The organism is Pseudomonas sp. PA-1-3F (assembly GCF_021609665.1).
Taxonomy (GTDB): Bacteria; Pseudomonadota; Gammaproteobacteria; order Pseudomonadales; family Pseudomonadaceae; genus Aquipseudomonas; species Aquipseudomonas paracarnis.
In genome coordinates, this window is sequence record NZ_WJZD01000037.1 from 1 (window position 1) to 18813 (window position 18813).

Here is an 18813-nt window from a genome sequence, read left to right on the forward strand (position 1 = left end):
GAACGGAAACACCGAACGTACACGGCGAACTGAGGAGAGGAGGAGCGCCGGCCGGCCGCCGTGCGTGTCCGAGCTCCTGACAAGAGCAGGGCCGCTTCGCAGCCCAGCGGGAGCAAGCTCCCTCGCCACAAGTCACTGGTTGTCTGCTCTAGCTCTTAACTGACTGGCATTACCCGAAATGGGAGCCTTTTTTGTGGGCGACATCGATCAATATGTGGGAGCTGGCTTGCCTGCGATGGCGGTCTTCAGGTGCCAAATGTATAGCTGGCCCACCGTTATCGCAGGCAAGCCAGCTCCCACAATAACCTCGTGGTGTCAGGCGGCCCGCTCTTCCCCCGGGTTGCGCAGGAAATAGCGCTTGTACTCCCGACTGAACTGCGACGTGCTCTGGTACCCCACCTTGTGCGCCGCCTGCGCCACGCTCATGCCTTCCACCAGCAGCAACTGCTGGGCCTTCAATAGCCGCAGGCGCTTGAGGTACTGCACCGGCGATAACAAGGTGCAGCGTTTGAAATGCTCATGAAAGGTCGACGCACTCATGTGCGCATACCCGGCCAACGTCTCGATATTCAGCGGCTCGGCGTAATGGGCATGCAGGTGATTCAATGAGGTGGCGATGCGCGAAAACTGCCCCTGTTGTTCCACCAGCGCACGCAACACATCCGCCTGAGGGCCACGCAAGGCGGTGAACAACAATTCGCGCACCCGCGCAGGCCCCATGATCCGGCTTTCCAGCGGATCGTGCAGGCACTGCAACAACCGCTCGACGCAGCCGCGCATCGTATCGTCCAGCACCACCGAACTCATCGACTCCAAAGTCTGCGCGGTCGGCGGCGGCCCGGCCTGCATACCCATCGCGATCACCAACTCGCCCAATACCACCCGATCGATGCCCACCGTCACGCCATACAACGGCGCCTCGGGGGCCATGGCAAAGGTCTCGCATTCGAACGGCACCGGCATCGCCTGGATCAGGTAATGCCCGGCGCCATACTCCAACGTGCGCGGGCCGAGGTAGGCGACCTTGCTGCCCTGGGCCACGAACATCAGGCTTGGCTCATAGATCTGCGGCCCACGCGCCACATCGCAACTGGCGCGCAGCACCTGCACGCCGGGCAGGTGAGTCGGGGAAAAACCGTCGCGGGGCGTGAGCCCTTCGATCAAGGCAACCAGCGTGGCATTGGCGTCCAAATGGCGGGTCAACAGCATTGCAAAAAACTTCGCGAATAGGGGATGACACCATCATCGCAGGTCTGGCGGCCAATATATCCAAAGCTCTGGCACTGCCGGACGAATAGGCATGAGACTCGGAGCATTTGCCATGTTCGCGCCAAAGGCCTGCGCGCAGAATTCGCCGCCTCTGCAGTCCAAGCTTTTGTGAGGTTTACTATGTACACCGCCATCGGTTACGCCGCCCAGTCGGCCACCACGCCCCTCGCCCCGATGTCATTTGAACGCCGCAGCCCGCGCGTCGATGACGTGGCCATCGAGATTCTTTACTGCGGCGTGTGCCACTCCGACATCCACCAGGCGCGCAACGAATGGGGCATCGCCGTGTACCCGCTGATGCCGGGCCACGAGATTGTCGGCAAAGTCACCGCGGTCGGCGCCAACGTGACCGCGCATAAAGTCGGTGATCTGGTTGGCGTGGGTTGTATGGTGGACTCGTGCCGTCACTGCGAAGCCTGCCAATCAGACCTTGAGCAATACTGCCTCGAAGGCCCGACCATGACCTACGCCACGCCGGACCGCGTGGATGGCAGCAACACCATGGGTGGCTACTCCGACAGCATCGTGGTCAGTGAACACTTTGTGGTGAAGATCCCGGCCAAACTCGACCTGGCCAGCGCTGCGCCGATCCTGTGCGCAGGCATTACCACCTACTCGCCCCTCAAGCACTACGGCGTGAAAGCCGGCGATAAAGTCGGGATCCTCGGCATGGGTGGCCTGGGCCACATGGGCATCAAGTTCGCCAAAGCCATGGGCGCCGAAGTCACGTTGTTCACGCGCTCGGCCAGCAAGGCCGAGGAAGGCCGTCGCCAGGGCGCCGACCATGTGATCGTGTCCACGGATGCCGAGCAAATGAAAGCTGCTGCCGGGCACTTCGATTTCCTGCTGGACACCATCCCGGTGCAGCACGACCTGAACCCCTACCTCGATGTGCTGCGCTTTGACGGCGTGCATATCCTGGTCGGCCTGATCGAGCCGGTGGACCCACCCGTCAACGCTGCCAAGCTGGTGCTGGGTCGTAAAGTCTTGGCCGGCTCGCTGATCGGCGGCATTGCCGAAACCCAGGAAGTCCTGGATTTCTGCGCCGAGCATGGCATTACCTGCGACATCGAGATGCTCGACATTCGCCAGATCAACGAAGCTTATGCGCGCATGATTGCCGGTGATGTGAAGTACCGCTTTGTCATCGACATGGCGAGCCTGAAAGCCTGATCAGGCCTTGGCGCCCAACTCCGCTGACAGCCGGGCTGCGACCTGTTTGATCACAGGGATCAGTTCGGCCATTTTCTCCAGCGGCATGTAGGGCACCGTACTGGCAATGCTGATGCCGGCGACAATGCGCCCGCTGGCATCGCGCACCGGTGCGGCCACGCAGCGGATCGAAGGCTCGTTGTCTTCGAGGTCAAACGCGTAGCCACCCTCGACATACTCATGCATGCGCTGTTCGAACTGCGCCCAGGATTGCTCCGGGTGCTGCGGCCATTGCAGGCTCTTGCCCGCCGCCGGCAAACTCGCCTCGTACAAGCGCTGCCACTCCTGCGGCGAATCGTCCAGCATCAACGCCTTGCCGATACCGGTGCGCGCCAGCGGCATGCGATGGCCGACCCGCGAGCGCATTTCCGGCCCATTGCGGCCGGGGTTCTTGTGCAGGTAAAGCACCTCGTCGTACTCACGAATCGCCAGGTGAATGGTATCGCCGGTCAGCGCCGACAACTCATCCAGGTAGGGCACCGCCAGGTTCACCAAGGGCAACTCTTCACGGGCCTGGAACCCCAACTCGATCAGCTTGGGCCCCAGCAGATAACCGACCTGGGGCACCACGCGCAGGTAACGCTCGTCCACCAGGCAACTGGCCAGGCGGTGCGTTGTGCTGCGCGTGGTGCCGATGCGCCGGGCGATCTCCTTGAGATCCCGCGCACCAGCCGCCACCGCTTGCACCACGCCCAGGCCGCGCAACAGGGTCTGGGTGCCGGTGGGGGCGGCGTCTTTGACGGGGGTGTGGGCGTTTTCCTGCATATCGGGCCTATAAGTATGAAAGCGGGGGCATTATGGCAAATACCGCCCTCCTGAACACAGGAGATCCAAAGTGGGAGCTGGCTTGCTGTGGCGAGGGAGCTTGCTCCCGTTCGACAGCGCAGCTGGAGCCGGCTTTTGGGGGCGCTTCGCACCCCAGCGCAAGCAAGCTTGCTCGCCACAGCAAGCCAGCTCCCACAGTTTGATCTTCACAGGGCGACCATTAGCGTTGTTTCATGCGGTCGATTATCACCGCCAGCAACAGGATCGAGCCACGAATCACATATTGGTAAAAGGTATCGATGTTCTTCAGGTTCATCGCATTCTCGATGATCGCCAGAATCAACACCCCGGCAATCACATGGCGGATCATGCCGATACCGCCGCTCAACGACACCCCGCCCAGCACGCACGCCGAAATCACCGTCAGTTCGAACCCCTGGCCAATCATCGGCTGGCCCGAGGTCATGCGTGACGCGAGGATCACCCCGGCCAATGCGCCGATCAAACCATGCACGGCAAAAATGATGATCTTGGTGCGATCGACATTGACCCCGGCGAGCAACGCGGCTTCCTGGTTGCCGCCAATGGCCATGGTGTTGCGCCCATAGGTGGTGTAATTGAGCAGCCAGCCAAAGAACACAAAGCACAGGACGGTGATGATGATCGGCACCGGCACGCCCAGCAGTTGGCCGTTGCCGAACACGAAGAACCCTTCGTTCATCACCCCCACCGCCTTGCCGTTGGAGAAGATGTAGGCCAGGCCGCGCACGATCTGCATGGTCGCCAGGGTGGCAATCAACGCATTGATGCGCAGTTTGGCAATCACAATGCCGTTGATCAGCCCTACCACCAGGCCCATGGCCAAGGCCGCCGACACGCCGAGTACCACGCTGTCGGTGTCGCGCATCACGATGCCCGCCACCACCCCGGCGCAGGCGATCACCGAGCCTACCGACAAGTCGAAGTGCCCTGAGGCCAGGCAGAACAACATGGTGCACGCAGCAATACCGACAGTCGAAATCGCCAGGCCCAGACCGCGCATGTTCAGCGGTGAGAGGAAGTTATCGATGAACACCGCGCTGAGCACAAAAATGCCCAGTGCCGCCAGCAGCATCACCCAGTCATCGAGGAATTTGCGCTGGTTGAAACCCGGCCAGAAACCCTTTGCAGTTTTTACCTCAGACATAGCCAAACCCTCTTGTTCTTGTTCAAGCCCGCGACTGTGGCAGCGCCAGTTGCAGCAGGCGCGCTTCATCCGCTTGGGCGCGGGGCAACTCACCGGTCAAGGCGCCTTCACTCATCACCAGGATGCGGTCGGAGATGCCCATCACCTCCATCAGGTCGCTGGACACCACGATTACCGCAATGCCATTGGCCGCCAGGTTATGGATGATCTGGTAGATCTCCGACTTGGCGCCGATGTCGATACCCCGGGTGGGTTCGTCCAGCAGCAGGACCTTCATCGGCATCGACAACCAGCGGCCAAGGATGGCTTTCTGTTGGTTGCCGCCGGACAGGTACATGATCTTCTGCGCCGCGTTCGGCGTTTTGACCCGCATCGCCTGGATCTGCCGCTCGGCGTTGTCCCTCTCCCAGCCGTCGCGCAGCAACCAGCCGAACGAGGCATGGGCACTACGGGCGCTGATGTTGATATTTTCCGCCACGCTGGACAGCGGAATGATGCCTTCCTTTTTGCGGTCTTCCGGACACAGCAATACCCCGGCGGAGATGGCGTCCCGGGGTGAGCGCAGTTGCAGCGCTTGCCCGCACAGTTCCAGGCTGCCGGCACTGGCGCGCTCCAACCCACTGAGCAGGCGAAACAGCTCGGTACGCCCCGCGCCCACCAGCCCGAACAGGCCAAGGATCTCGCCCTTGCGCACCTGGAAACTGATCGGTTCACGCAGGCCAGGGCCGAGCAAGCCGTCTACCTTGAGCGCCACTTCGCCCTGCTCACGCGGTCGGTAATCGTAAATATCCTGGATATCGCGACCGACCATGCAGGTCACCAGCTGATCGTGGGTCAGCGTGTTCATGTCCTCGAACGTACGCACGTAGCGACCGTCCTTGAAGACCGTCACTGCGTCGCAGATACGGAACACTTCTTCCATACGGTGCGACACGTAGAGCACTACTTTGCCCTCCTCGCGCAGGCGCGTGATGATGGCCATCAAGCGGTCGATTTCCCGCGCCGAGAGGCTACTGGTCGGCTCGTCAAAGGCGATCACATGGGCGCCACGGGACAGCGCCTTGGCGATTTCCACCAATTGGCGCTGGCCCAGGGACAGGCGCCCGAGTTTTTCGTCGGGGTCGATTTCATCGGCCAGGCCCTTGAGGCAGGCCAGGGCCTGCTTGCGCAGCAGGCTCCGGTTGACCACGCCAAAGCGCGTGGGCAAATGCCCGAGGAACAGGTTCTCGGCCACGCTCATTTCCGGCACCAGATGTAGCTCCTGGTGAATCACCGCCACACCGCTGGCGATGCTGTCGGCGGCGCATTTGAAGGCCATGGTCTGCGCGCCGATCTGCACCGTACCGCTGGACGGAATGTAGGCGCCGCCGAGGATTTTCAGCAGGGTCGACTTGCCGGCGCCGTTCTCGCCCATCAGAGCGTGCACCGAATGCGGCCGCGCTTCAAAGCTGATCTGCGCCAGGGCTTTCACACCGGGAAACTCCTTGCCGATGCCATTGAAACGCAGGGCCGCGCCGCTCATTTCCACAGGCCGATCTTGGTCAGTTCTTCCTGGAAATTGGCGCGGGTGATCAAGGTCACTTCGTCCATGGCGGTGTATTTGGCCGGTTCCTTGCCGGTGGTGACCCACTCGTACATCGCCAGCGCGGTGTTATAGCCCTCGATATGCGGGCTGGGCAGCATGGAGCCGAAGAAACCGCTGTCGGCTTTCTTCAATTCGCCAATGGCGTCGGTGCCATTGATGCCGATGCCGATGACGTTGGCGGCCTTGAAGCCGGCACTTTCGGTGGCGCGCACGCCGCCGAGCACGGTGTTGTCGTTCATGCCGCCGATGATCAGGTTCTTCGCCCCGCTCGGCAGCTTGACCAAGGCCGAGTTGGTGGCGTCCATGCTGCCGGGGACATCGAGGGTTTTCAGCGCAGCGGTGAGGATGTGGTCCTTGGGAATACCGGCCTCCTCGAGGGATTTGATCGAGCCGTCTGTACGCTTCTTACCGGTGTCGAGTTCGTTGAAGGTATTGATCACCGCATAGGTGTCCTTCCAGTCCCAACCGCGTTTTTTCGCTTCGGCGGCCATGGCGGCGCCCTGCTTCTGGCCCACTTCAAACGCGGCCATTCCCAGGTATGGCACGTCTTCCATGAAGTTGCCCTTGGCATCGACAAAGCGGTCATCCACGGCCATCACTTTCAAACCGTTGACCTTGGCCTTGGCAACGATGGCCGGGCCCAGGGACACGTCCGGCGGGCAGATCACAAAACCCTTGGCGCCATTCGCGGCCAGGCTGTCGATGGCCGACAAGGTCTTTTCGCCATCGGGCACGGCGATCTTGATCACAGTAAAACCATGCTCTTTGCCGGCTTTTTCCGCGAATGCCCACTCCGTTTGAAACCAGGGTTCCTCGGCCTGCTTGACCAGGAAACCGATCTTCACTTCTTCAGCCGATACCCAGCCGCAGAACGCCATTGCCAGTGCCACGGCACCGAGTGTTTGCTTGAACATGGACCACCTCCTTCTTGTTATTGGAAAACGCTTTAGTCGTGGTACATCACAGACCGCCCGCCATCGATCATCAGGCAAGTGGCGTTGATAAAGGGCGCCTCGTCGGTCGCCAGGAACAGTGCTGTCATGGCCACTTCGATGGGCTGGCCAATGCGTTTGGGCGGGTGCAGGTCGAACGCACGCTGGCGTTCGGCGTGAGGGTCAGGGAAACCGTTCCAGTAATCGACGTTGAGCTGGGTTTCGATATAGCCGGGGGCGATGGCATTCACGCGGATGCCCTTGGGCGCGTACTCGATGCCCAGGGCCCGGGTAAGGCCGAGCAGGCCGTGCTTGGCCACAGGGTAAGGAAAGCAACCGGGAATGATGTGGCTGGAATGGGTGGACGCGATATTGATGATGCTGCCGATGCCCTGCTCGATCATGTGCGGCAACACCGAGCGGCAGCCGTACCAGGCACCGTCGAGGTCGATGGCGAAACAGCGGCGCCAGTCCTCTTCGCTCATCTCCAGCGGGTCACGGAACACGTTGACCCCGGCACAGTTGACCAGCACATCCACGCGGCCAAAGCGCTCGATGGCCAGGTTGACCAGTGCCTGCCATTGATCCTTGGAAGTAATATCAACCGGTTGGGCGTAAACCTGCGCACCGTGTTCGCGCCAATGAGCGGCGATTTTCTCGACTTTGTCGCCCTGGATATCCGCAATGATCAACCGCGCCTGCTGGGCCTGGAAACAGGTAACGATGGCTTCGCCAATGCCTTGGGCGGCGCCGGTGACGATCACCACCTTGTTCTTCAGCCGCTCGCCATAAGTCGGCTCGGGCACGGCGGGTAGGGACAACGGTTGCGCCTGCATCGCTTCACCTTTTTATTTTTTGTAGTGAGTGCTGATGCTGGCGACTATAAACCCATCGCCTGAAATATCTCAATATATAAATTAAGATCCCATATATTGAGAAAAATAAAAAAATGTTCGAGCGGGTTAGCTGTGGCGAGGGAGCTTGCTCCCGCTGTCTGCGCAGCAGACTCCCGCTTTTGGGGGGCGCTTCGCACCCCAGCGCAAGCAAGCTTGCTCGCCACAGGAAAGCTCACATTCTGGTTTTAGTGTTTACATAAACGAGGCTTCAGCCTTGGGCAAAGTCGCGCAGGGCATCGCCTTCCATGCGATAACGCACCCATTCTTCCTGAGGCTGGGCGCCTATGGATTTGTAGAAGGCAATCGCTGGCTCGTTCCAGTCCAGCACGCTCCATTCAAAGCGCCCGCAACCGTTGTCACAGGCGATCTTGGCCAAGTGGCGCAGCAACTTCTTGCCGGCCCCGCCGCCGCGTTGTTCCGGGTTGATGTACAGATCTTCCAGGTACAGGCAGTTACTGCCCAGCCACGTCGAGTAACTGAAAAAGAACACCGCAAAGCCAATCGGCAAGCCGTCGCGCAAGCAGATAAGGCCATGGGCCGTGGCGCCTTCGCTGAACAGGCTGCGTTCGATATCCACCACGCTGGCGATCACTTCATGCCGGGCTTTCTCGTACTCGGCAAGTTCAGTGATAAAGGTCAGGATCTGCGCAGCATCGCTGGGCACGGCGGGGCGAATCTCGATGGTCATGGGCGAGCCTTGGGCAAATTCAAAGGCCACATACTAAGACGGTTTGATGGCCGTTTGCAGTGCAATTGATGCCAATCAGCACGTTTCACTCCGGCGCGGGGTGAAGCAAGCATCAGCAACAACAGAACAAAGCCTGGGGACGCCCATGGTAAACAATGGGCATAAATCCAACGATCAGAGACCTGCTCATGCACGCCACGCCACCAGTGGGCACGAAGACATTCGCGCTGTTCTGCCTCGCCAGTTTCCTGCTGTCACTGTCTTACGGCTCGACCTTTTTGTTGTCACTGCTGATCCATGCCCGTGGCGGTAATGAACACGACGCGGGCAGTGTCATTGCCACGGCAATGCTCAGCACCTTCGTAGCGGTGGTGCTTTCCGGGCATCTGGCCGATGCGATGGGCGCGGCGCGAGCGATTGCGAGCACCGGCCTATTGTTAGTGGTGGCCTGCCTGGGGTTTGCCCTGACGCCAGGGTTTGGCCAGGGCTTGATGCTGTTTGGATTGTCCCTTGGCTTGGGCTGGGGCGTGTTCTATACCTTGGGTCCGATCATCGTGACGCTGCTGGTGGAACCCCGCCAGCGGGCCAAATATTTCGCCTTGCTCTCGGGCAGTATGTTGAGCGGCATAGGTTCCGGCCCTTTGCTGGGACGCGCCGCCACTGCGCTGGACCTGCCCCTGACAACGGCGTTTTATATTGCCGGGCTCGCCAGCCTCGCCGGGGTGGTGATGTTCTGGCGCATGGGCTCTCGGTTGCGACAGCACGCGAATGTACCGACATCCAGGATTTCCTGGGCTGCAAGCCGCCGAGTACTGTCTTCCAAGGCGGCGTTCGCCATCCTGATGGTTGGCCTGGGTGGCTGCGTATTCGGGGGGCTATCTTCGTTCCAGACCAGCTATGCCGTTGCCCATAAGCTGGACTATTCGCTGTTCTTCGCGGGTTTCCTGACAGCGGCAATTATCAGTCGCCTGCTGATCGCCGGTTTCGTGGTCAAGCGCGATGCGTACCAGGCTGCCTGCGTATTATCCGGGGTGATGCTCGGCGCGATCACGCTGTTCGCGTTTGGTGTCAGCGGCAACCTCAGTTATGTGCTCGCCGCCGCCACGCTAGGGATCGGGTATGGCCTGACGTATTCGGTGATTAACGGCCTGGTGGCCAACGAAGCGCCCAGCGGTACCACTTCCCAGGCGTTATTGCTGTTCAGCCTGGCGTACTTTATCGGCGTCTTCGGGTTTCCCTGGCTCGCAGGCAAGATCATCGTCGACTTCGGCCTTGCGACAATGATGCTGAGCGTACTGGTGATCGCCGCACTCAACTGGACGATCACAGTGGCGCGCTTGGTAGCGCGCCGACTATCGGCACATAAAGTGATACATGTGAGCTGATACCGTTCGTCGCCATCCCGGCACGATCGGCAAACGCGGGCAGACCAATACAGGGTAAGGACATTAATCATATGGAGACACCCTGATGAAAAATTCCAAATTTGCTGCCCTCGCCCTCACCGGCCTGTTGTCTGCCGCGTCCTTGAGCGCCTTTGCGGCTAGCTCGACCACTGGCCCCACCGATCCAACGCCGGACGCCACTACCGAGTCGCAAAAATCCATGGGCACCGGCCTGGATACCAACGGTGGCGCGATCATCGACAACAGCGCCGACCCACGCACCAAAGGCAACGACACCCAGCGCCAGGCACCGCCTGCCGTAGGCAACGGCAAGATGGGCCCTGGCACGAGCAACAATGAGCCGAAGATCAACAAGGGCGACGACTCGAACATCCCCGGCGCGCAGAAACAACCAGCGCCTTGATGCACCCTTGGTACGACCAACACCCGACCATTTCCCAGTGAAGAGGTACGCATGAACGTCGATAGAAACCTTGAAAAAGAAGTCCTCACCCGCCTGCTGCACGCCCATCCGCAAGGCTTGGGCAAGGAGGTGCTGGACAATTACCGCGGTGAAAAAGAGGTCGCCAGTGTCTTGGCGTTCCTGCAGGACCGCGGGCTGATCAAGGATGGGCATGTGACCACCGACGACGCCGGCGAGTACGCGTTGAACCTGCCGATCAAGCTCACCGCTTCTGGTGTGGATGAGGCGCGCAAGCTCGACGCTCAAAGTACTCAGTAATCCATTTCTGGCCTGGCCCCGCGACTGGGGCCAGAGGGAGTTTTAGCGATGCCTCGTGGAAGCAAAGCCAAATACACCGACGAACAGAAACGCAAGGCCGCTCATATCGAAGACAGTTATGAGCACAAAGGGTTGCCCAAGGATGAAGCCGAAGCTCGTGCCTGGGCGACCGTCAACAAACAGTCCGGCGGTGGTGAAAAAGCCGGCGGATCAGGCCGACGCAAGGCGCCAGCCAAGAAGGCTCAGGACCGGCAGGAATCGGCCAAGCGTGGCGCTGCCAGCCGTGAGGGGCACCCGCGCAGCAGCCGTGCTTCGCTGGGTACGCAGACCAAGGAAAGTTTGATGAAAGAGGCGCGGGCCAAGGATATTCCTGGGCGCTCAACCATGCGCAAAGATGAGTTGGTTCAAGCGCTGAAAAAAGCAGGTTAGACGCAGAACCCGTTGTGGGAGCGGGCTTGCTCGCGAATGCGGTGTGTCAGTCAGCACATGCTTTAACTGATACACCTCCTTCGCGAGCAAGCCCGCTCCCCCAGGGTTGTGCGTATTTATTCAGCCAGCAATGCGTCGACTTCGGTGACGCCAGGTGAAGTGGCCGGCCCCCAACGCGTCACCGCCAACGCCGCCGCTGCGTTCGCTCGACGCGCCGCCTCAACGGGTTTCAAGCCCTGCGCCAACCCGGCAATAAATACCCCTGCATGCGCATCCCCCGCACCATTGCTGTCTACCGCCTGCACCTTGAAGCCAGGTACATGCTCAGTCTCTGCCCCGCGCCCTACCCAGCAACCATTTGGTCCATCACGCACAACCAGCAGTGCCTGCAAGTGCTGATTCAGCATGGGCAGCGCCTGACTCATATCCGCCGCCCCGGTAAACGCGAGGGCTTCAGGGCCATTGCTGGTCCAGATGTCGATACGCGGCAACAAGGCACGCATCAACGCCGAGTCCGGCGCCTTGACCAGCGGGCCCGGGTCGAATACCACCACGATCTCTCGCGGAAGCGCCAGCAGCCAGTCAAGCAACGGCTGCGCCTTACCTTCAAGCAGCAAGCTGTAGCCACTGACGTACACATAATCATCGATACGCGGGACGATCTGAGCCAAGTCGTCGGCACTCAGCTCACCCTCGGCGCCGAGATGGGAGATGAAGGTGCGTTCGGTGCTCGCTTCAGTCAGCGACACGCACAACCCGGTATCTTTGCCAGCGCTGGCCGCCAAGGCCATTTCAACACCTTCGGCCTGCATCGCGGCACGCGCCAGCTCGCCAAAGCGCCCATCGCCATGGCGGCCCAGGTAAACCACCGGCAACCCATTGCGCCGTGCCGCAGCCATTACGTTGAAACCGCCACCGACTTGGAAACTGGCGGAGTTGGCCAGCACGTCACCGCCGCTTGCCGGCAGGGTGTCGAGGCCCATGACCAGGTCGACAATGACCTGGCCGGTGTGCAGCAATCTAGACATTGGCGCTCTCTGCTAAACCCGGACGACGGTCAGAGGCCCCGCCCAAGACTGCATATATTCCGCCAGCCACCACGAAGGTCACGATCCAGCCCAGCCCGTTGTGGCCAAGCCAGGAGTCGGACAGCGGCCCGGCAAACCAAATGTTTTCGGCGGTGGTGCCGATGGTGGTGAAGCTGAACCCCAGCACAATGGCCACGGCCCAGGCGCCAAATGCACGCCACTCCACGCCGCCGCGATACCAGTAGGCACTGTTGGGGCTGACGTCCAGCAGGTCGGTGGGGCTGTAGTAATGACGGTGAATCAGGTCGACCACGAAAATCCCAACCCACGCCGTGATCGGCACCGCCAGCAGCGAAATGAAGGTAATGAACGGGCCATAGAAGCTATCGGCGATCAGCATGAAATAGATGGAGCCGGCAAAAATCGCCACGATATCGACGATCACTGCATGCACGCGCTTGACCTTCAAGCCCAGGGTCAGGGTAGTGAGGCCGGCCGAGTACACCGACAGGTTGTTCGACAGCAACAGGCCGCCGAACGCGGTGATCAGGTACGGCACGGCCATCCAGGTCGGCAGCATGTCGCGGATCGCGATGATGGGGTCGGTGGCCGATGCCAGGTCATTGTTACCCACCGACAACAGGCCACCCAGGGTGATCAGTAGCACCAGCGGGATACCTGCACCAAACGCGGCGGAGGCCACCAGGCGCACGGCCTTGACGCTGCGGTGCTGGTAACGCGACATGTCTGCACCGGCGTTGGCCCAACCGATACCGGTACCGGCAGCCATGGTGCCTACGCCAATGATCATCGCGCTCAACGGCGCCGGGGTGGCGTTGAACACCGCGCTCCAGTCGATGGTGGCACACAGAAAGCCGCCCACCAGAATGTTCAGGCCGCCGAATACGTAGGTGGCCCACTTCTGGATCACCAGCAACGTGGCGTGGCCCAGGCCCGATACGGCCAGGGTCAACAGCACGAAGATGGCAATGAAGATCAGGGTGAGCACCGGCGCGCTCTTGGCCTCCACTGCCGAGCCGAACAGGATGGAGCTCAACGACAACAATACGAAGGCTGCGGTGGTGGTGTTGACGGTTTCCCAACCCAGGCGGGACATCAGCGACACCAATGTCGGGCCGATATTGCCGCGCACACCGAAAATGGCGCGGGACAAGGTCAGGCTGGGCGCACGACCACGGCGACCGGCGATGGAGATGATGCCCACTACGGCAAAGGAGCCCGCGGCGCCAAGAATCGCGACGATGATCGCCTGCCAGATGGCCAGGCCACGAAACGCCACCAGCGTTGCACCAAGGGGCAAACCGAGGATGCTGATATTGGCCGCGAACCACACCCAGAACAGTTGCAGCGGATGACCGTTGCACTCGCCTTCCGGGACCGGCTCGATGCCGCGTGTTTCCAGTTGCCCGGCGGTTTGGCCGGAAGAGGGGCTGCTCATTAAGGGGGGCTCCTGATGCCTGTATTGTTGTTGTGGCAGCGAGTCGAATCTTTATCCGGTCTTCCTGACCCAACGCTTTTGAATGTGGGAGCTGGCTTGCCAGCTCCCACATTTGGTTCCGTGTTTATCGCAAGGCCAATAACCCTTGGGCCAGCGGCTGCAAGTCCAGGCCATTGACCCGCTTGACCTGTTCAACCAACGCCTCAGGCCAGCACTGCATACCCAGGCACGCCCCCAGCATGGCGCCCAGAATCGCGGCAATGGTGTCGGTGTCGCCGCCCAGGCTGGCCGCCAGGCACAGGGCTTCGAAGGCATTCATATCACCCGACGCCACTTGCTGGGCCAAGGCAAACGAGACCACCACCGATTCCTGAGAAGCCACCGAAGTACCAATCAACTCGTAAAGCAGGTCGGCAAACAACGCTTTGTCGCCGCTGCCGACGCTCAGGGTGCGAGCCCAACTGATGCGGGTAGAAATGCGTCCGCCCGCGATCCAGTGACCATGGCTTTCGGCCTGTCGGGCAATCTGGGTCCCGATATTCAGGGCTTCCCCCAGGTCCACGCCATTGATGCCAGCCGAGACCACCGCCGCCACGGCCGCAGCGCTGGAAATACCCAGGTTGGTGTTATGGGTGACCTGGCACGCCTGGATCACCGCCTGGATAAACCGCGCCGGGTCGCTGACATCGGCGGCGATGCCCACCGGGGTGATGCGCATGGCCGCACCATTGGTGGTGCCGTAGCGCCCGGACTCCTCCGGAGTATGACCGGCGAGGATCATGTCAATCGCGCGTTTGGTGGACGGCCCGAGCAAGTCCTGGGAACCCTTGGCGCGCATCCCCGCTTCCCAGTCGATCAGGCGCTGGGCAAGCACGGCGGGCTCGATCTTGCCCTGGCCTTGCACCAGTAACTCGGCAACCAGGATGGCTTGTTCGGTGTCATCGGTGATAGAACCGGCAGGCATGTTGGGCGCAATGGGCTGGTCCGCGTCGGCGTCTTCCAAGGCGGTGATGGCACCGAAGCGCTGTTGGACCTGCTCGCGGCTCAAGGATTGGGTGGGCATGCCCAAGGCATCGCCCAGGGCCAGGCCATAAAAGGCGCCAAGTGCGCGATTTTCTCGGCTCATTTCGACGCTCCAAACTGCAGATGCAGGCGAAAGTGCAACGGGTCAAGCAGGCTTTCGACATGCTCCATGAAACGCTCGCGACGATCATAGGTGGTGCGCGACGCCTTGAGAAATACCGTACCGCTGGGGCGCCCGAGTAATTCGGCGTCTTCATCGCTCAGGGGTTCAGCACCGATCCACTGGTCACCGTCGGCCCCGACGTAGCCGTAGGCGGCCAGAGTGATGGTCAGGGAATTATCGATCAGCCCAATGTGGGGCAGGTTTTCCAGATCGCCAACGGCCGGCATCAACGAGCGTTCCAGCGACACCGCTGTACCGTCAGCCGTGCGCCGGAGGCGGTCGAGGGTAATGAACTGGTCGGTGCCGAAACGGCTGAACAGATCCGGGCGCGTCACGGCTTCGAAACGCAGGACGTCGGTGCTTACATGGGCGCCCGTATCGGCCAAGGCCTGGGCCCAACCGCTGCGTTGGTCCAACACCATGCCGTCAAAGGTGACAATCGAACCGACGCCGCTCTGGGTGGCGATGTAGTTGCGACGCTTGAGCTCGGCCAGCGCCTCGCGCAGCGTGCCGCGGCTGACCGCAAACTCCTCGGCCAGTTGGTGCTCGCCCGGCAACAGAAAGCCGTCGGCCATGACTCCACCTTCGATACGGCGGATGAGCTCATCGACGACGCGTTTTTTCTTATCAAATCGAACATGTCTAATCATGTACAAATTGATAACCGAAAGCGCGCGTTTACCGCAAGAGGATTATTTCAGGCTGAAGACAAAAACCGCCTCAGGGCTCCAGGCCGATGGGGAAAAACTCCCCGCTGCTCCAGACGCCAAGCCAGTTCTGACCGTTGATCGGACGGCTCACCGCCAGCTCCACCAACTGGTAAAAAACGTTTCTATGCACCAGGGCTTCGAGGTTGGTGCGAACGCGCACATAGGGGGCGGGTTCCTGGGTGATGGGGTCGGTCACCACCCGCAGCGGGTGTTCGAGACCTGCCTCGACCTGTTCGTCGACGTTGGTGGTAAAGCGTAATACCTGGCTTTCGCCCTGCCCTTGCACTTCCAGTGTCACTGCAACAAAGGGTGCGTCATCGACACGGATGCCGACCTTCTCCACGGGCGTCACCAGGAAATAATCATCGCCATCGCGGCGGATGATGTTGGAGAACAACTTGACCATCGGCTTTCGCCCGATAGGTGTGCCCTGGTAGAACCAGGTGCCATCGCGGGCGATGCGCATGTCGATGTTGCCGCAGAAATCCGGGTTCCACAGATGCACCGGTGCCGGCCCCTTGCCCTTGGGCAGTTGGGCCAATAAATCATTGGCCTTGGCGGAATCGGTCATGGCGGGCTCCTCTGTCTTACTGATCACTCATACCCAGCAAACCGCGGGCATATTGCGCCAGGGGGCGAGCGATCAAATCTTGTGGCGATGTGTCGTGGAACGTCAGTAAACCGCCACGACTGCGAATACGTGCAGTATCAATCAAATACTGGGTGCTGGTCTCGATCAACATGACTTGGATCACCCCGCTGTCCAGGCCAAGGCGGTCCAGGGCTTGCTGGTCGGTCCACTCGTCGGCGTTGCCGATACGGTCATCGGCTGCCGCAAAACGGCAATACAGCAGGTAGTGAGCACCGACGGCACGGGCTTCGGCCATGGCCTGTTCAAGACCTTCGGGCTGGCGGGCGCGACGCACCATGGGGAAATATTCAACGAAGCCATTGAATGCTTCCTCGGCCACCACATTGGGCCGCGGGTAGGCGCTGCCCGGCGGCACGAAGGCGCCTTGGGCGATAAATACAAAGGAATCCGGCTGTATGCGCACCGAGGCGGTACGGCGCGTATCGCTGTGATCGAGCAGCCCGGCATCGCTCATCTGATAGCGGGTGCCTTCGGCCATATCACTGACGGTCATGCAACCGCCCAGGGCCAATGACGCCAGCAGCAAAACCAGACTACGCATCCTAATCCTCCAGAGGCCGGTGACAGGAAACCGGCGAATGGGGCGTGGGATGCAGAATCCGCGCCATTCAGCTGCGCTACAAATCAAATGTGTGAACCCGCAATATCTAGCTTAGCCACCAATGATCTTCATGATCGTGGCACCGCCGGAGAACGCCACTTCCTGCTTGTCGGCCAAGGCCTTCATCAACAAGCCCTGCAACGCCGGCAACGCCTGGTGACGCGGTTGATCGAGCAAGTCACCGACATAATGGCGATTGCTGGACGACAGGCACCCATGCAGCCAACCGGTGGAGGACAACCGCAACCGCGAACAGGTACGGCAGAACGGTACGCTCTCGTTGGCGATCACACCGAAGAAGCCTTTGCCCGGCACTTCGTAGCGTACCGCCGTCGCATCGACGGGTGCGTTGGCTTGCAGGTATTCATGTTGCTCGCCGATCAAGCTGAGCAGCTGTTGCAAGCTGACGAACTGTTGCAGGAACGCGTTGGAGTCTTTGGCCAGGTGCCCCATGCGCATCAGTTCGATAAAGCGCAGCTCGTAGCCACGCGCCAGGCAGTAATCGAGCAACGGCATCACCTGGTCCAGGTTCTGGCCGCGCAACGGCACCATGTTGACCTTGATCTTGATTCCGGCAGCACTGGCCTGGTCCATGCCATCGAGCACGGTGGCCAGGTCGCCGCCACGGGCGATGCTGCGGAAAGCGTCGGCATCCAGCGTGTCGAGGGAGACATTGATGCGCCGAATACCGGCTGCCACCAGCAACGGCAGTTTACGCGCCAGCAGTTGGCCGTTGGTGGTCAGGCTGATGTCGCTCAGGCCCATCTGCCCTACCGCCCCCATGAAGGCTTCCAACTTGGGGCTGACCAACGGCTCACCGCCGGTAATGCGCAAGCGCTCGATACCCGCCGCTTCGATCAGGTAAGCCACGCCTCGGGCCATGGCCTCGGCCGACAGTTCATCCTGGGCAGCCACCAGCCGCTTGCCGTCAGGCACGCAATAGGTACACGCATAATTGCAGGCTGAAGTCAGGCTGATCCGCAAATTGCGAAAACGCCTGCCTTGACGATCAACGATCATGGATCACTCCGGCAGAGGATAATTCGGGCGCGCTAAAAGCTGACTCATAACTCAGCTTTTAGCAAGGTCCTTGCCTGAGTATATTCCTGGGTTACTGCGCCTGGCAGTAAATCGTTGCGCCATCACTGTGGCGAATGACTTACGTGGCAGGGGTGTCGCCGCTCTTCTCGGCGCCCGGCAGTTCCGGGCTGTGCTTGCGCTTGTTGCCCATGCGCACGCCGATGTCCATCAGGAACTGGAAGAAACCTTCCTGGTCTTCCAGCACATTGCTCCAGAACGGCGAGTGGTACAGCGCCACAGCGCCATGCACCAAGGCCCAGGCGGCGCAGTAGTGGAAATACGGTGGCACGTCTTCAAGCTTGCCTTCGCTGATACGGCCCTTGATCAGCAGGGTCAGGCGTTCGAAGTTCGAGGCGCGGATCTTGTGCAGCTCCTCGACCATCTCCGGCACCTGGTGACCTTTGACCACCTTCTCTTCCAGGCGGTCGAACAGGCGGTAGCGCTGCGGATCACGCATGCGGAACTCGAAGTAAGCGCGGGACAGGGCTTCCTTGTCTTTGTCGACATCCGCCGAATGCAGCAACTCGTTCAAATCACGCTCGTAGTCGAGCATCAGGCGCAGGTAGATTTCGGCCTTGGACTTGAAATGCTTGTAGATCGTGCCTTTGCCGATACCCACGGCATCCGCAATCATCTCGACGGTGACGCTGTCTTCACCTTGTTCGAGGAACAGCTTGAGCGCGGTGTCGAGAATTTCCTGCTCACGGCGGCGAAATTCACGGACCTTACGGGGTTCTTTGTGCATGAGGAAGAGTCTGCAAAGGTCGGAAATAGGGAGGGTTGCGCAGGGCCATGGATACGTGGCGATACGATTTACCCGGTGCGAGGGATTATCCCGACTGAACGGTCGTTGGGCAATGTCTATGTGAACCCGTCAGGCACATAACTTTCAATGCACCAACGATTTCGCCGTTATCAGTCAGAAATAATACGCAACACCTGAACCTGCCCATCAGCGCAATGAGAACTCAAGCGAAGGCCGCGTATTCCAAATCTGTTTAAAAAACG

The 18813-nt window shown here is 60.5% G+C and carries 20 protein-coding genes; 5 read left to right on the forward strand and 15 right to left on the reverse strand.

Annotation, left to right across the window (positions count from 1 at the left end; translation table 11 throughout):
• Positions 1–315: 315 nt before the first annotated feature.
• Positions 316–1209 carry an AraC family transcriptional regulator gene (locus tag GIV26_RS22555; protein ID WP_054922615.1) on the reverse strand — a complete coding sequence of 298 codons (894 nt, stop codon included), beginning with the start codon at positions 1207–1209 and terminating at the stop codon, positions 316–318.
• Positions 1210–1389: 180 nt separating this feature from the next.
• Here GIV26_RS22555 and GIV26_RS22560 point away from each other — a divergent pair, with 180 nt between their 5' ends.
• On the forward strand, positions 1390–2442 hold the full coding sequence (locus tag GIV26_RS22560; protein ID WP_054897943.1) for an NAD(P)-dependent alcohol dehydrogenase: 1053 nt from the start codon (positions 1390–1392) through the stop codon (positions 2440–2442).
• On the opposite strand, the gene GIV26_RS22565 is transcribed toward GIV26_RS22560, so the two are convergent.
• From GIV26_RS22565 to GIV26_RS22590, 6 genes are all read right to left on the reverse strand, one after another.
• On the reverse strand, positions 2443–3246 hold the full coding sequence (locus tag GIV26_RS22565; RefSeq protein WP_032895696.1) for an IclR family transcriptional regulator: 804 nt from the start codon (positions 3244–3246) through the stop codon (positions 2443–2445).
• Positions 3247–3466: 220 nt separating this feature from the next.
• Entirely contained in the window at positions 3467–4432 is a 966-nt protein-coding gene (araH, locus tag GIV26_RS22570) for an L-arabinose ABC transporter permease AraH (protein WP_034126745.1), read from the reverse strand.
• Positions 4433–4454: 22 nt separating this feature from the next.
• Entirely contained in the window at positions 4455–5954 is a 1500-nt protein-coding gene (araG, locus tag GIV26_RS22575) for an L-arabinose ABC transporter ATP-binding protein AraG (RefSeq protein ID WP_236282287.1), read from the reverse strand.
• On the reverse strand, positions 5951–6931 hold the full coding sequence (locus tag GIV26_RS22580; protein ID WP_014719544.1) for a substrate-binding domain-containing protein: 981 nt from the start codon (positions 6929–6931) through the stop codon (positions 5951–5953). Before GIV26_RS22580 ends, araG begins: the two co-directional genes overlap by 4 nt.
• Positions 6932–6963: 32 nt before the next feature.
• Positions 6964–7785: an SDR family oxidoreductase gene (locus GIV26_RS22585; RefSeq protein ID WP_236282289.1), complete on the reverse strand. Its 822-nt coding sequence runs from the start codon at positions 7783–7785 to the stop codon at positions 6964–6966.
• Positions 7786–8053: 268 nt separating this feature from the next.
• Entirely contained in the window at positions 8054–8533 is a 480-nt protein-coding gene (locus tag GIV26_RS22590; RefSeq protein WP_034128422.1) for a GNAT family N-acetyltransferase, read from the reverse strand.
• Between the two features lie 188 nt (positions 8534–8721).
• Here GIV26_RS22590 and GIV26_RS22595 point away from each other — a divergent pair, with 188 nt between their 5' ends.
• The 4 genes from GIV26_RS22595 to GIV26_RS22610 all read left to right on the forward strand — a co-directional run bounded on the left by GIV26_RS22595 (position 8722) and on the right by GIV26_RS22610 (position 11089).
• Positions 8722–9918, forward strand: coding sequence for an MFS transporter (locus GIV26_RS22595; RefSeq protein ID WP_197900977.1), 1197 nt, complete (start codon positions 8722–8724; stop codon positions 9916–9918).
• Between the two features lie 85 nt (positions 9919–10003).
• Positions 10004–10342, forward strand: a complete 339-nt coding sequence (locus GIV26_RS22600) for a hypothetical protein (protein ID WP_034128424.1) — start codon at positions 10004–10006, stop codon at positions 10340–10342.
• A 51-nt stretch (positions 10343–10393) separates the two neighbouring features.
• Positions 10394–10660, forward strand: a complete 267-nt coding sequence (locus tag GIV26_RS22605; RefSeq protein WP_032895690.1) for a hypothetical protein — start codon at positions 10394–10396, stop codon at positions 10658–10660.
• A 48-nt stretch (positions 10661–10708) separates the two neighbouring features.
• The gene (locus GIV26_RS22610; RefSeq protein WP_236282291.1) at positions 10709–11089 is read left to right on the forward strand and encodes a termination factor Rho; all 381 of its coding nucleotides are present in this window, start codon (positions 10709–10711) and stop codon (positions 11087–11089) included.
• 116 nt (positions 11090–11205) lie between these two features.
• Here GIV26_RS22610 and GIV26_RS22615 read toward each other — a convergent pair whose 3' ends face one another.
• The 8 genes from GIV26_RS22615 to GIV26_RS22650 all read right to left on the reverse strand — a co-directional run bounded on the left by GIV26_RS22615 (position 11206) and on the right by GIV26_RS22650 (position 18550).
• Positions 11206–12117: a PfkB family carbohydrate kinase gene (locus GIV26_RS22615; RefSeq protein WP_072448771.1), complete on the reverse strand. Its 912-nt coding sequence runs from the start codon at positions 12115–12117 to the stop codon at positions 11206–11208.
• Positions 12110–13576 carry a purine-cytosine permease family protein gene (locus GIV26_RS22620; protein ID WP_054922125.1) on the reverse strand — a complete coding sequence of 489 codons (1467 nt, stop codon included), beginning with the start codon at positions 13574–13576 and terminating at the stop codon, positions 12110–12112. The genes GIV26_RS22615 and GIV26_RS22620 overlap by 8 nt, the downstream gene beginning before the upstream one ends.
• Before the next feature lie 124 nt (positions 13577–13700).
• The gene (locus GIV26_RS22625) at positions 13701–14702 is read right to left on the reverse strand and encodes an ADP-ribosylglycohydrolase family protein (protein WP_205547395.1); all 1002 of its coding nucleotides are present in this window, start codon (positions 14700–14702) and stop codon (positions 13701–13703) included.
• Positions 14699–15412 (reverse strand): GntR family transcriptional regulator, encoded by a 714-nt coding sequence (locus GIV26_RS22630; RefSeq protein WP_034128429.1) that lies wholly within the window; start codon positions 15410–15412, stop codon positions 14699–14701. Before GIV26_RS22630 ends, GIV26_RS22625 begins: the two co-directional genes overlap by 4 nt.
• A gap of 70 nt (positions 15413–15482) precedes the next feature.
• Entirely contained in the window at positions 15483–16043 is a 561-nt protein-coding gene (locus tag GIV26_RS22635) for a DUF1285 domain-containing protein (RefSeq protein WP_034128430.1), read from the reverse strand.
• Positions 16044–16059: 16 nt separating this feature from the next.
• Positions 16060–16665, reverse strand: a complete 606-nt coding sequence (locus tag GIV26_RS22640) for a DUF4823 domain-containing protein (RefSeq protein WP_034128431.1) — start codon at positions 16663–16665, stop codon at positions 16060–16062.
• 111 nt (positions 16666–16776) lie between these two features.
• Complete coding sequence (locus tag GIV26_RS22645) at positions 16777–17745, reverse strand: GTP 3',8-cyclase MoaA (protein ID WP_019817203.1); 969 nt, start codon at positions 17743–17745, stop codon at positions 16777–16779.
• Positions 17746–17884: 139 nt separating this feature from the next.
• On the reverse strand, positions 17885–18550 hold the full coding sequence (locus GIV26_RS22650; protein WP_034128432.1) for a TetR/AcrR family transcriptional regulator: 666 nt from the start codon (positions 18548–18550) through the stop codon (positions 17885–17887).
• Between the last annotated feature and the right edge of the window lie 263 nt (positions 18551–18813).

Bases quoted from the DNA above. Each gene is read 5' to 3' on its own strand.
- GIV26_RS22555 (WP_054922615.1), bottom strand. From the start codon at position 1,209: ATGCTGTTGACCCGCCATTTGGACGCCAATGCCACGCTGGTTGCCTTG.
- GIV26_RS22560 (WP_054897943.1), top strand. From the start codon at position 1,390: ATGTACACCGCCATCGGTTACGCCGCCCAGTCGGCCACCACGCCCCTC.
- GIV26_RS22565 (WP_032895696.1), bottom strand. From the start codon at position 3,246: ATGCAGGAAAACGCCCACACCCCCGTCAAAGACGCCGCCCCCACCGGC.
- araH (WP_034126745.1), bottom strand. From the start codon at position 4,432: ATGTCTGAGGTAAAAACTGCAAAGGGTTTCTGGCCGGGTTTCAACCAG.
- araG (WP_236282287.1), bottom strand. From the start codon at position 5,954: ATGAGCGGCGCGGCCCTGCGTTTCAATGGCATCGGCAAGGAGTTTCCC.
- GIV26_RS22580 (WP_014719544.1), bottom strand. From the start codon at position 6,931: ATGTTCAAGCAAACACTCGGTGCCGTGGCACTGGCAATGGCGTTCTGC.
- GIV26_RS22585 (WP_236282289.1), bottom strand. From the start codon at position 7,785: ATGCAGGCGCAACCGTTGTCCCTACCCGCCGTGCCCGAGCCGACTTAT.
- GIV26_RS22590 (WP_034128422.1), bottom strand. From the start codon at position 8,533: ATGACCATCGAGATTCGCCCCGCCGTGCCCAGCGATGCTGCGCAGATC.
- GIV26_RS22595 (WP_197900977.1), top strand. From the start codon at position 8,722: ATGCACGCCACGCCACCAGTGGGCACGAAGACATTCGCGCTGTTCTGC.
- GIV26_RS22600 (WP_034128424.1), top strand. From the start codon at position 10,004: ATGAAAAATTCCAAATTTGCTGCCCTCGCCCTCACCGGCCTGTTGTCT.
- GIV26_RS22605 (WP_032895690.1), top strand. From the start codon at position 10,394: ATGAACGTCGATAGAAACCTTGAAAAAGAAGTCCTCACCCGCCTGCTG.
- GIV26_RS22610 (WP_236282291.1), top strand. From the start codon at position 10,709: ATGCCTCGTGGAAGCAAAGCCAAATACACCGACGAACAGAAACGCAAG.
- GIV26_RS22615 (WP_072448771.1), bottom strand. From the start codon at position 12,117: ATGTCTAGATTGCTGCACACCGGCCAGGTCATTGTCGACCTGGTCATG.
- GIV26_RS22620 (WP_054922125.1), bottom strand. From the start codon at position 13,576: ATGAGCAGCCCCTCTTCCGGCCAAACCGCCGGGCAACTGGAAACACGC.
- GIV26_RS22625 (WP_205547395.1), bottom strand. From the start codon at position 14,702: ATGAGCCGAGAAAATCGCGCACTTGGCGCCTTTTATGGCCTGGCCCTG.
- GIV26_RS22630 (WP_034128429.1), bottom strand. From the start codon at position 15,412: ATGATTAGACATGTTCGATTTGATAAGAAAAAACGCGTCGTCGATGAG.
- GIV26_RS22635 (WP_034128430.1), bottom strand. From the start codon at position 16,043: ATGACCGATTCCGCCAAGGCCAATGATTTATTGGCCCAACTGCCCAAG.
- GIV26_RS22640 (WP_034128431.1), bottom strand. From the start codon at position 16,665: ATGCGTAGTCTGGTTTTGCTGCTGGCGTCATTGGCCCTGGGCGGTTGC.
- GIV26_RS22645 (WP_019817203.1), bottom strand. From the start codon at position 17,745: ATGATCGTTGATCGTCAAGGCAGGCGTTTTCGCAATTTGCGGATCAGC.
- GIV26_RS22650 (WP_034128432.1), bottom strand. From the start codon at position 18,550: ATGCACAAAGAACCCCGTAAGGTCCGTGAATTTCGCCGCCGTGAGCAG.